An 11,812-nucleotide genomic window follows, 5' to 3' on the forward strand; every position below is an offset into this window, starting at 1 on the left:
CTTCTCGATGACAGCGTGCCATAGGCCTCGTCCGAGCAACACCGTCAAAGAAGACCACTGACCTCGCCACGGATAGGCTAGGACGAGGATGACACGCCCAACCCCATACACACGTTCTGGCCTATAAGCCCTATAAGCCGGATTGACAACCACGCTACACACAAAAAGCGGGGCCGATCAGCTGTTTCTCGCTGACCGACCCCGTCTTATTTCTGAGCCGCCTGCCGGAATCGAACCGGCGACCTATTCATTACGAGTGAATCGCTCTACCGACTGAGCTAAGGCGGCGTGGCCGCACCATCGTGCGCACACAGCGATCTATATTACACGTTCCCGACGGTGCTCATGACCACGTCGAACAAGAGCGCACGTGCACCCGCCAGACGCTCGCGTGCCGATCTGCACGACGACCGAGCCCACACAGTTGTGGGGTCTCTCTGGCCGGGCACGTCACGTCACAGAGTCGATTCACAGGCCTGAGTGCAGTTATGAGCACTTCGGGTCGTCGTCGGGCATGATTCCCGTGATGAGGTACTCGTCCACCACATCGTTCACACACTGCGAACCCTTGTTGTAGGCCGTGTGCCCTTCGCCCTCATAGGTCACCAGCTGCCCGGATTCGAGCTGTTCCGCGAGGTTCTCCGCCCACTCGTACGGCGTTGCCGGGTCGCCTGTGGTTCCGACAACCATAATGGGGTCGGCACCTTCGGCGTGGATCTCGTTGCGCTCTGCACTGTCGGTGAAGGGCCAGTTCGCGCAGCTGATGTCTCCGTAGCCGAGAGAGGGGCCGAACACCGGAGCGGCCTCGGCGATCTCCTTTGCTTGCTTCTCCATCGTGGCCGGATCATCGTCGTACGGGTAGTCACGGCAGTTGTATGCCATGAACGCCTCCGTCGAGTTGTCCTGATACGTCCCGTCTTCGTTGCGACCGTTGTACTGGTCAGCGAAGTAGAACGCGTTCGTCGCATCGCCGTCCATGACGTCGGCGAGCATGACGTTCAAGTACTCCCAGCTGTTTGGCGAGTACAACGGAAGGATGATCGCCGTTGTCAGTGTGCTCGATCCCAGCATCCGGCCGTCTGGCCCCCTGAGTGGCGATTCGCCAACGGATTCAATCAACTCAGAGATCGTCTCTTTCGCTTTGTCGACGCTCCCCGAGAAGGCGCACTCGCTGTTGTTGTCGATGCAGTCCTTGAGGAAAGCCGACAGCGCCCCCTCGAAACCCTTGGCCTGAGCCTTCGACACCTCAAAATTGCTCTTCGACGGGTCAATAGCGCCGTCAAGGACGAGTCGCCCGACTTTGTCAGGGAACAGCTCGGCATACGTGGCGCCGAGGAAAGTGCCGTACGAGTAACCGAGATAGTACAGCTCGTCATCGCCGAGAACAGCGCGCAACAAGTCGAGGTCCTTCGCCGCTTGTACCGTCGTGATGAACTCGAGCAAGGGCCCGGTGTTGTCGAGACATGCCTCGCCGAATTCGGTGGCGCTCGTGGTCATCTCGTCGATCCACGCGTCGCTTCCGACATCCGAGTTCTCCGGGAGGCCATACAGGTATTCGTCCATCTGCTCGGGCTCGTAGCAGCTCACCGCTGTCGAGCGTCCGACACCTCGCGGGTCGAAGCCGACGATGTCGAAATTCTTCTTGAGGTCGGCATCGACGGCGTAGTCGAGACTGTCCTTGACGAAGTCGAAGCCCGATCCGCCCGGGCCGCCGGGGTTGACGAGCAGCGACCCGATCGGGTCACCCTGCGCCTTGCTGCGAATCAGCGCCAACTCGATCTCGCCGGCCTCCGGGTCGTCCCAGTTCATCGGCGCACGCACCGTTGCGCACTCGAAGCCAGACGGGCACGCGTCGTTCGACCACTCGACATCCTGCGCATAGAACTCGTCTGCCGACGTGCCCGTCGTGGTCGGCTGCGGTTTCGGCGTGCTTGAGGATGTGTCCTCCTTCGGCGGGATGAACGCCGTGAAGCATCCGCTCAAGGGCACGACGAGTGCGGCGGCGAAGGCCACCACGGCCAGTCGGCGGGCGCTGTTCTTTCTCATGGTCCTCCCTTTAGCGGATCGCGGTCACCAAGGCTGCCTCGAGCGCGAGTGCCGGTGCCACGTTGCCGGCGATGCGGCGTCTGGCGAGCTGGATCGCATCCATCGTGTGAAGCGTACGTGCCGCATCCGTTGATTGTGCTGCGCGACGCAGGTCATCGGTGAATTCACGGTTGATGATCGCGCCCTCTCGCCCCAGCTGGATCATCGTGATGTCGCGGTAGAGCGACAACAGATCAACGAGGATGCGGTCGATGCCGTCACGCAAACTTCGGGTGGCGCGCCGCTTCTGCTCGTCTTCCAGCGCCTTCAGTTGGCTCCGCAGCGCGGGGGGAACCGTTTTGCCCGGTTCGACGCCGAGGGAGCGAAGGACGCTCTCGCGTTCGGCCTCGTCGCGTTCCGCGGTGAATGCTTTGGCGTCGTCACCCGCGATCTCGAGCATGCCCGCTGCCGCCATCACGGCATCGGTGACGGTGCGCATGCCCAGCGCCGTCCGCAGCGTGCGTTCACGACGCCCGAGTGCATCGTCGTCGGTGGCGAGGCGCTTGGCCATGCCGATGTGGCTCTGGGCCAGCCGTGCGGCGCGCTCGGCGATCACCGGGTCCACTCCCAGCTGCACCTGCAACAGGTCTGCCACGTCATCGACCGTGGGCAGGCTGAGCCGCAGGGTGCGCACGCGGCTGCGGATTGTGGGCAGCATGTCGGCATCGCTCGGAGCGCACAGCACCCACACGGTCCGCTCGGGTGGCTCCTCGAGTGCCTTGAGCAGCACGTTCGATGTGCGCTCGGTCATGCGGTCAGCATCCTCAATGACCATGACCCGGTAGCTTCCCACCGACGGTGAATAATACGACGTCGTCGCGAAGGCGCGGACCTCTTCGATCTTGTAGCTGACGTTCTCGGTGCGCAGAACCGACAGATCCGGGTGCGTGCGTGACTCAACCTGCGCCAGCGTGTGCGCGTCGCCGTCGGGGTCGCCGCTCAGCAGGGCGGCGGCGAATGCGTAGGCGATGTTCGAACGACCCGAGCCTGGCGGGCCCGTGATCAGCCAGGCGTGAGTCATCGACGAGCTCGACGCGGATGCTGCGGAGCGCAGAACATCGACGGCGCCCGATTGCCCCGTCAAGCCGTCCCATACGTTCACGCGGTCAAGCCTACCTGCGGCGTCTGACCGTACACCATCGCATCCACAGATGCACGACAGCGGAATCTTCGAGGCACGCTCTCCGGTGATGACCTCCCGCCGACGACTCGCTCGCGCGATCCGGAGCTCAGTCGAGGAGCTGCTCGACCCGACCGCGAATCTCTGCGGCGATCTCCTCGGGTGCGCGGGCAGCGTCCACGACGAGGAACCGCGCGTCGGATGCTGCCAGTTCGAGGTACGCTGCGCGAACGCGCGCGTGGAACTCCTGCTTCTCGGCCTCAAGCCTGTCGAACCGTTTCTCGGCAGCATCCAGTCGCTGTCGGGCCGACGCCTCGTCGAGATCGAGCAGAACCGTGAGATCGGGCAGCAGCCCGTCAACGGCCCACAGCGACAGATCGCGAATCGTGTCGCCCGAGAGCACCCGCCCGGCACCCTGGTAGGCGACGGACGAGTCGATGTAGCGGTCCTGCACGACGACGCTTCCGGCCTCGAGTGCGGGGCGCACCTTCGTTGCAATGTGGTGGGCGCGATCAGCAGCGTACAGAAGCGCCTCTGCCCGTGGGGCGATGTCGCCGCGGTGGTGCAGCACGATCTCGCGGATCTGCTCCCCCACGTCGGTTCCGCCGGGCTCACGCGTGCGCAGGACCGTGCGCTCGCGCGCTGTCAGCCACCGCTCGAGAAGCTCGGCCTGCGTGGACTTTCCGACGCCGTCGCCGCCCTCGAGCGTGATGAACAGCCCGCTCATTCTGCGCTCGAGCTGCTCTTCTTCGCCGCGGGCTTCTTCGCGGGCGCCTTCTTGGCCGCCGGTTTCTTCGCGGCGGTCTTCTTGGCCGGAGCCTTCTTCGCAGGCTTCTTCGCCGGACCCTTCGCCCGCTTGTCGGCGAGCATCTGCACAGCTCGCTCGAACGTCATATCCTGTGGGTCTTCGCCCTTGGGGATCGTGACGTTCGTGGTGCCGTCGGTCACATACGGTCCAAAGCGTCCGTCTTTCACCCGCACGGGCTTGCCGCTCTCGGGGTCCGCGTCGAATTCCTTCAGCGCGTTTGACGCCCGCCGCCCGGCATACTTCGGCTGGGCAAAGATTTCAAGCGCCCCGGCAAGGTCGATGTCGAAGATCTGCTCTTCGCTCTGCAGCGACCGCGAGTCTGTGCCCTTCTTCAGATACGGGCCGAATCGACCGTTCTGCGCCGTGATCGGGTCGCCGGACTCCGGGTCCTCGCCCACAACGCGCGGCAGGCTCAGCAGCTGCAGCGCCTGGTCGAGGTCGACGGTCTCGGGCGACATCGACTTGAACAGCGACGCCGTGCGCGGCTTGGGGCCCTTCTTCGCCGACTTCTTCTTCGGGGCGTCCGTGGCCGGAGCCGCGGGTTCCGGCTCGAGCTCGGTCACGTAGGGGCCGAACCGGCCGTCCTTCACCACGATCGTCTTGCCGGTCTCGGGGTTTTGGCCGAGCTCGCGGTCGTGCACAACGGGTGCGTCCTTCAGCTCGTGCGCCTTGGCGAGCGTCAGTTCGTCCGGGGCAAGCTCCTGCGGGATGTTCACGCGGCGCACGGGAATCTCTCCCGTGGCAGCATCCGGTGTGGCATCGTCGTCGATCACTTCGAGGTACGGACCGTACTTTCCGATGCGCAACGTGATCTGGTCATCGATGCGCACCGAGTTGATCTCGCGCGCATCGATCTCACCGAGGTTGTCGACGACGTGCCGCAGGCCCGCATGCTGGTCATTGCCGAAGTAGAAGTCGCCCAGCCAATCAGCTCGCTTGGCGTCTCCTGCCGCGATGCGGTCGAGGTCCTCTTCCATGCCCGCCGTGAAGTCGTACTCGACGAGGTCGCCGAAGTGCTCTTCCAGCAGGCGCACGACGCTGAACGCCACCCAGTTCGGCACCAGTGCTGTGCCGCGCTGCGTCACATAACCGCGGTCGACGATCGTCGACAGGATCTGCGCGTAGGTCGACGGCCGGCCGATGCCGAGCTCTTCGAGGCGCTTCGTGAGGCTGGCTTCCGTGTAACGCGGCGGCGGGCTCGTCTCGTGCCCCTTGGCTGCGACGTCGGCGAGCCCGGCGGCCTGCCCCTCCGTCATGGCGGGAAGCTTGGCGTTTTTGTCGCGGTCTCCGCGCACCTCGTCCTGACCCTCTTCATAGGCGGCGAGGAATCCACGGAAGGTGATGACGGTACCGGATGCTGTCAGCTCAGCCGTCTTCGCGACGTCGCTGCTCTGCAGCTCTGCCTCGACAGTGACCGTGGCCGTCTGCCCCTTGGCGTCGGCCATCTGGCTGGCGACCGTGCGCTTCCAGATCAGCTCGTACAGCTTGAAGTCGTTGCCGTGCAGCGAGCTGGACAGCGACGCTGGAGTGCGGAACGTGTCGCCCGAAGGACGGATCGCTTCGTGCGCCTCCTGCGCGTTCTTCGACTTGCCCGAGTAGTAGCGGGGCTTCTCGGGAACCGCGTCGTCGCCGTACAGCGAGCGGGCCTGCGCGCGAGCAGCATCCGTCGCCTGCTTCGACAGCGACACCGAGTCGGTACGCATATAGGTGATGTACCCGTTCTCGTACAGAGACTGGGCGACGCTCATCGTCTGCCGGGCCGAGAAGCGCAGTTTGCGCGCGGCTTCCTGCTGCAGCGTCGATGTGATGAACGGGGCCGCGGGGCGGCGTGAATATGGCTTGGTCTCGAGGTTCGAGATGCGGGCGGAGGTTCCGGCCTCTTCCAGCGCGGAAGCGAGGGACGTGGCGGCAGCCTCGTCGAGCTGACGCACCTTCGCCGTGAGTGTGCCCGAATCGTCGAAGTCGCGGCCCGTCGCCACGCGAGTGCCGTCGAGGCGCACAAGCTTCGCTTCGAAGCTCGACTCGGCGTCAGCAGGGGTCACCTCGGCGGTGAGGTCCCAATAGGATGCTGCGACAAACGCGAGGCGTTCCCGTTCACGATCCACCACGAGACGTGTCGCTGCCGACTGCACGCGGCCCGCAGAGAGTCCAGGGCCGACCTTGCGCCAGAGCACGGGCGAGATCTCGTAGCCGTACACGCGGTCGAGGATGCGCCGGGTCTCCTGCGCGTCGACGAGTGAGTTGTTGAGCTCGCGGGTGTTGTCCTTCGCCGCCAGGATCGCGTCTTTTGTGATCTCGTGGAACACCATGCGCTTGACCGGAACTGTGGGCTTCAGCACCTGCAACAGGTGCCACGCGATGGCCTCGCCCTCGCGGTCTTCATCAGTGGCGAGCAAGAGTTCGTCGGCGTTCTTCAGCGCGCGCTTGAGCTCGGCGACAGTCTTCTTCTTGGTGTCAGAGACGACGTAATACGGCTCGAAGTTGTTCTCGATGTCAACGGCGAACTTGCCGAGGGAGCCCTTCTTCACTTCAGCGGGCAGTTTCTTAGGCTCCGCGAGATCCCGAATGTGCCCGACGGACGACAGCACTTCATAGCCCTCGCCCAGGTACCCGGCAATGGACTTCATCTTGGTCGGCGACTCAACGATGACCAACTTCTTCGTGCTTGACACCCGACTCCTTTCGTCGTGCACACCATACACACCCCGCCTGCGACGGAACCTCGACGAAGGCTGTGTGGCTACTGTACGCCGGCGCGACGTCTGCCCTGGATCAGCCGACTCTCGCACCGAGAACAGAGTTTCGCACATCTGACGAGAAGTTCGGGCATTTGCCCCGTCGAGGGCTTGCACATTCCGCGCAGTGCCTCACAATAAAGATATGAACAACACCTCAGGCAGCAGCTACACCGCCAAGCTCACGGACGGCCCGCTTGAGGGGAAGACGATCTCGATCGAGTTCTTGCCCTCAGGTGAGGCGAAGCCGTCGATCGAGGTTCCCGTCGACGAGGGCAAGTCCTACCTCTATGTACGTGCAGGCATGGAGGAGTTCGACGCGGAAGACTCCGACCGGCCCACCGCAGTCGGCTATCGCTATCGCACCACGACCTACAGCTGACCCGATCACGCGGGGAGTCTGTTTCGGCTCGGTCGGACGACCTCGGCTAGATCGGCCGTCCGCTGAACCGCTGAGGCATTGAAGAGCCCACCAGTCGACAGCGTGCGCGCCCAACGGGCAGGGTTGGCTCATTCGTGGCAGAGGGAATAGCCGTTACTGGCCGCAGAACACGCAGTCGCTGCCTCGAGTGGTCGAGGCAGCGAGCGCCACGATCACGTCGAGTCGTCGACGGATTCTGGCGGCGGACCGGCACGCGCCGATGCCGTGATCGGAAGACTCAGCACACTCGACGACACCGTCACACGAGCGATCAATCCCTCCACAACGCATTCTTCGAGACGCGCGCCGTTGAGTTCGGCAGCCCGGTTCGCTGTCTCGCACGGGACGCCGGGAACCAGCCCGGACGCGGTATCCGCGGCGGCCAACGCTGCGGCGTCCGCCGCACCGGCCGCGGCCTGACGCGCTGCAAACGCTGCGCACAGCGGTGCGAGAAGACCGGCGGCGATGAGCGTCGCCGCGACAAGACCGACAGCAAGAACGGATGCTGCGCCGCCCTCGTCGCGCAGTCGGCGACGCGCCCGCACGCCGCGGGTACGAGAGCCGTTTCTCGGAGCACTGCGCCGAGGCGCGCCGCTTGTCATGGCGCTGCCTGCAGGAACGTCGCCTGTCAGTACGCTGCTCCTCGCAGCCCCGCGCAGCTCGCCGCTCATCAGAGGCCTCCGGCGAGCGCACACCCGCGGGCCGTGATGTCGAGCGGCAGCACGGCGGCACGTGCCGAGACCGTGGCGCAGACGAAGTCCCCGGACGGCGACGACGACACGTGCGCGCCGGGAACGAGCGCCGAGACCCGTGACCGCGCAACAGACATGCTGTCGCCCCGCGCCAAGGTGCGCGCGGCGTCGGCTGCAGCATCCGTCACCCGCACCTGCAGAGACGTGGCCTGCAGACCCCACATGCACAGAGCGAGCACGAGCATCACGGCGGGGATCACCACGGCGAGCTCCGCCGTGACGCTGCCGTGCTCGGTGTCAGTCAACCGTGAGCGCACGTCGCACCAGATCGGTGAGAATGCCCTTCACCTCGTCGCTCTTCATAATCACGACGAGCAAGCCCGCGAAACCGACAGCAGCCATCGTGGCGATGGCGTATTCGGCGGTCGCGGCTCCTTCGTCATCGCGCAGGCGATCGACGACGGTCTGGGCGGTGGGCAGATGTGGCATGTGCATCCTTTCGTCTCCCCGTACGGGGGCGGATGGCACGAGTACTCCCAGTGTGCGCGCATTCGCGTCGGCGTGAGCGCTCGACACCGGATGCTGTGGAGATGTCGCCCTTCGGCTCGGCTGTGGACGGAGTTTCCCGGTGACTGCTCGACTGCCTGACGAACGACGCCGACAGCCACGTGCTCGGTAACGTCTGCCGACGTAGCAATAGGCGGCGCGTGCGATCGCTCTGCTGGCGGATCACTACGCCCTTCGCGGCGATGGCGGGGCGAAACATAGCCATGAACGATGAGCACAAAAGAGAGCACACCTCGCGTCACGCCGCACGGCCGGGCTTACGCAATCGAGAGACCACGAAGCGCATGGCCGCAATGCGCGTCAAATGCCGAGGTTCGTCGAGGTGACGATGCCGATCATCATGGGCGCGACGCCCAGAAGCATGAACGCCGGAAGCACGCAGACCCCGAGCGGGATCATGAGGTGGGTCGACAGCCGAGCCGCCGCGTCGGCAGCCTGCGATGCGGCATCGCGGCGAATTCGCGCCGCTTCACTGCGCAACAAGTCCGCCGCCGGAACACCCGCGCGCTGTGCCAGCGCCACCACGTCATCGACCGCACCATCGGCACCCGTGCCATCCGTCACGCCAAGTTCGGCCACAACCTCGTCGACGACGCTGCGTGCTCCCGTCACCGAAGCCCCACCCGAGAGCGCGATCGCCGTGAGGTCGACGATCAGCCCGGGTGCCGACACGCCGGGGTGTGCCCGCCTGGCGAGCATCGAGCTCCACCGCCAACCGCCGAGCATGAGCAGCCCACCGAGCACACCGCAGACGGCGCCGGGCACCGTTCCCAGAGCCGCCCATGTGTCGAAGCCCAGCAGCATCCCGAACCCGATCCCGACGAGGGGCAGCAGCATCACGAGGCGCGATGTCGAGCGCGGTCCGGCCAGGGATGCCGCGATGTCGCGCTGCGTCTGGCCGATCGCCCGCAGGGTGGACGCGAGGGTGTGAAGTGCCGTCGCCGCCGGGGCACCGCACCGCGCGGACACCGCGAGTGTGGCGGCGAGAACACGCCACTCCCGGCCCGCTTCCGCGAGGGCTGCGGGAACGTCGTCGGCTGTCGCCACGGCGTGCACCGCGCGCGAGGCCGGGTGCCGCCTGCCGAGTGACTCGTCCAGATACTGCCACGCGAGCATCGGCGCCACACCGCCGGTCATGAGCACGGCGATCCGTTCGGCGATGGCGGCGACGGTTTCGACGGTCGAGGCCGGCACCCGGGTTCGTCGATGAAATCGGGATGCTGCGCGCATTATGTGCCCTCCGCGACCACGGTGAGTCGGTCATCGGCGAGCGCGAGGCGACCAACCTGCGCCAGACGGCGCGTTCCACCCACTCGCTCAAGATGCAGCACCAGTCCGATCGCGCTCACGGCTTGGCGCCCAATTGCCTCAGCCGTCATTCCCGCGAGAGCGCCCAATGCCTCGAGACGGGCCGGAACATCGGCGAGCGAATTGGCGTGCAGTGTGCCGGCCCCGCCGTCGTGCCCGGTGTTGAGCGCCGCGAGCAGTTCGCGAATCTCCGCTCCGCGGCACTCCCCCAGCACCAGTCGATCGGGCCGCATCCGCAGCGCCTCTCGCAACAGCTGTTCGAGTCCGATCCGCCCGGCACCCTCGAGGTTGGCCTGGCGAGATTCCAGCGACACCACATGCGGATGATCAATGCGTAATTCAGCGACGTCCTCGATCGCGACGATCCGGTCAGCGGGGTCGGCCTCGCCCAGCAGCGCGGCGAGCAACGTGGTCTTCCCGCTGCCCGCGGCGCCGGTGATCAGCATGTTCGTGCGTCGCGCGACGGCGCGATGCAGCATCCGGATTCCCTCGTCACCGCCGAGCATGCCCGCGGTGTGGAGCGCTCCGAGGTCGAGAAGCCCGGCCCGTGGCACGCGAATCGACAGGAGCGTTCCGGTCGTCGAGACCGGTGGCAGAACAGCATGAACCCGGATGCCGCCGGGCAGACGCACATCAACACACGGTGTCGCCTCGTCGACGTGCCGGCCGCCGAGGGCGATGAGGCGTGTGGCCAGGAGGCGCAGCTCGGGTTCGGGAACCTCCCAGAGCGGATCACGGACGAGCCCGCGGCCGCGGTCGAACCAGAGACCTGCACTTCCGTTCACCACGATGTCGGTGACGTCAGCTGCCGCGAGGTAGGCGGCGAGGGGTCCGCAGCGGCTCGCAAGCTCCAGTCGCGCGGCATCGCCGACGGGGGCGAACGACGGCTCGGCGACGAAGGAGTCCATGCGAGGGAGCTTACGAAGGGCTGCCGTCGGCAGCATCCGGAATCTGCGCCGCTGTGGATAACACCCCGGCCGCCGGATGCTGTGGGCGAAAGGTTCAGCGCTCGGCAGGAACGAGCGCGAATCTCCGCCCGAGCGCGTTCGCCAGTCGCGTCAAGGTCGCCGCCGTCGGATTTCCAACTCCGCGTTCGATACGGCTGATCTCCGCCTGCTGGATGCCCGTGATTGCGGATAACGCCGGCTGAGTCAGCTCCCGGCTGCGCCGAGCTTCTGCCAGCGCGGCACCGAGAGCAGCCTGTTCGCCCATCTCTGCGGCGAACTCCGCAGCCGCTATCTCGTAGACACGTTGCGCTTCGTCAGACCACGCGGCCTTCGTGCGCGCAGCCAGATCGCTGAACTGCCGGGCCATCGTGACCACCTCCGTCACTCTATTATGTGCTTTACCACATACACGATCAACTATATGATCACGCGCGGCGCTGCCGCTTCCACCGCTCATGAAGGGCGCGTGCTCTCGCGATCTCGCGCTGCTGCCGCTTCGACGAGGGGTCACGCTTCTTGTCATATCCGTGGAAGAGAACAATGACTTTGCTGCCGTGAAAGGTGCAAAACACCCGGAGCAACACCGAGTGTTCTCGACTCGAATCGCGCATTCGATCGTCACCTGCGGCGGCAAGAATGCGGTGAAGAGGCTTTCCCCACTCCCCGGAACAGATGTCGATCCCGTGAACCTGGAGAACGTTCTCAACGGCCGCGAAGAGAACGGCTTGTTCATATTCAGGCAGTGTCCGCACGAAGCGCTCAAATCGATCGCCGTAATACTCGACCGACCACCGCGGCATCAGTGAGGCTCCTGGGACGAGAGGGTACTCAGGTCAACTCGAGAGAACGATCGGCCTGCGAGTCGGTTCATGCGAGGGAGCTTACGAAGGGCTGCCGTCGGCAGCATCCGGAATCTGCGCCGCTGTGGATAACACCCCGGCCGCCGGACGCTGTGGGCGAATGAACGGGGAACACTCACCGCCAGAGAAAGACTCTGGACCCGCAAAGGATGGGCAGGACGAGGATGACACGTCCAACCCCATACACACGTTCTGGCCTATAAGCCAAAAACACAGAGCACCTGTTAAAAGAGGACGGCACCCATCGGGGGGAATGGGTGCCGTCACTG

Annotated in this window: 12 protein-coding genes and 1 tRNA gene; 2 read left to right on the top strand and 11 right to left on the bottom strand. The window is 65.3% G+C overall.

Annotation, left to right across the window (positions count from 1 at the left end):
* Positions 1-215: 215 nt before the first annotated feature.
* The 5 genes from OK352_RS09910 to topA all read right to left on the bottom strand — a co-directional run bounded on the left by OK352_RS09910 (position 216) and on the right by topA (position 6,685).
* A tRNA-Thr gene (locus tag OK352_RS09910) sits at positions 216-288 on the bottom strand.
* Between the two features lie 198 nt (positions 289-486).
* On the bottom strand, positions 487-2,046 hold the full coding sequence (locus OK352_RS09915; protein WP_265141309.1) for an alpha/beta hydrolase: 1,560 nt from the start codon (positions 2,044-2,046) through the stop codon (positions 487-489).
* Between the two features lie 10 nt (positions 2,047-2,056).
* Complete coding sequence (locus tag OK352_RS09920; protein ID WP_265141310.1) at positions 2,057-3,187, bottom strand: DNA polymerase III subunit delta'; 1,131 nt, start codon at positions 3,185-3,187, stop codon at positions 2,057-2,059.
* A gap of 127 nt (positions 3,188-3,314) precedes the next feature.
* Positions 3,315-3,932, bottom strand: a complete 618-nt coding sequence (gene tmk, locus OK352_RS09925) for a dTMP kinase (RefSeq protein ID WP_265141311.1) — start codon at positions 3,930-3,932, stop codon at positions 3,315-3,317.
* Positions 3,929-6,685 (bottom strand): type I DNA topoisomerase, encoded by a 2,757-nt coding sequence (gene topA / locus OK352_RS09930; RefSeq protein ID WP_265141312.1) that lies wholly within the window; start codon positions 6,683-6,685, stop codon positions 3,929-3,931. The genes tmk and topA overlap by 4 nt, the downstream gene beginning before the upstream one ends.
* Positions 6,686-6,893: 208 nt before the next feature.
* Here topA and OK352_RS09935 point away from each other — a divergent pair, with 208 nt between their 5' ends.
* Complete coding sequence (locus tag OK352_RS09935) at positions 6,894-7,130, top strand: hypothetical protein (RefSeq protein ID WP_265141313.1); 237 nt, start codon at positions 6,894-6,896, stop codon at positions 7,128-7,130.
* 212 nt (positions 7,131-7,342) lie between these two features.
* Here OK352_RS09935 and OK352_RS09940 read toward each other — a convergent pair whose 3' ends face one another.
* From OK352_RS09940 to OK352_RS09965, 6 genes are all read right to left on the bottom strand, one after another.
* Complete coding sequence (locus OK352_RS09940; RefSeq protein ID WP_265141314.1) at positions 7,343-7,840, bottom strand: Rv3654c family TadE-like protein; 498 nt, start codon at positions 7,838-7,840, stop codon at positions 7,343-7,345.
* Positions 7,840-8,166: a TadE family type IV pilus minor pilin gene (locus OK352_RS09945; protein WP_265141315.1), complete on the bottom strand. Its 327-nt coding sequence runs from the start codon at positions 8,164-8,166 to the stop codon at positions 7,840-7,842. Before OK352_RS09945 ends, OK352_RS09940 begins: the two co-directional genes overlap by 1 nt.
* A complete protein-coding gene (locus tag OK352_RS09950; protein WP_265141316.1) occupies positions 8,159-8,350 on the bottom strand; it encodes a DUF4244 domain-containing protein in 192 nt (63 codons plus the stop codon). The genes OK352_RS09945 and OK352_RS09950 overlap by 8 nt, the downstream gene beginning before the upstream one ends.
* A gap of 378 nt (positions 8,351-8,728) precedes the next feature.
* Positions 8,729-9,622, bottom strand: coding sequence for a hypothetical protein (locus OK352_RS09955; RefSeq protein WP_265141317.1), 894 nt, complete (start codon positions 9,620-9,622; stop codon positions 8,729-8,731).
* 35 nt (positions 9,623-9,657) lie between these two features.
* Entirely contained in the window at positions 9,658-10,644 is a 987-nt protein-coding gene (locus tag OK352_RS09960) for a TadA family conjugal transfer-associated ATPase (RefSeq protein WP_265141318.1), read from the bottom strand.
* Positions 10,645-10,738: 94 nt separating this feature from the next.
* A complete protein-coding gene (locus tag OK352_RS09965) occupies positions 10,739-11,050 on the bottom strand; it encodes a helix-turn-helix domain-containing protein (protein WP_265141319.1) in 312 nt (103 codons plus the stop codon).
* Positions 11,051-11,210: 160 nt separating this feature from the next.
* On the opposite strand from OK352_RS09965, the gene OK352_RS09970 reads away from it, so the two are divergent.
* Positions 11,211-11,489: a hypothetical protein gene (locus OK352_RS09970; RefSeq protein WP_265141320.1), complete on the top strand. Its 279-nt coding sequence runs from the start codon at positions 11,211-11,213 to the stop codon at positions 11,487-11,489.
* Positions 11,490-11,812 lie beyond the last annotated feature (323 nt).

Origin of the sequence: Microbacterium sp. MPKO10 (assembly GCF_026107415.2) — a bacterium.
GTDB lineage: Bacteria > Actinomycetota > Actinomycetes > Actinomycetales > Microbacteriaceae > Paramicrobacterium.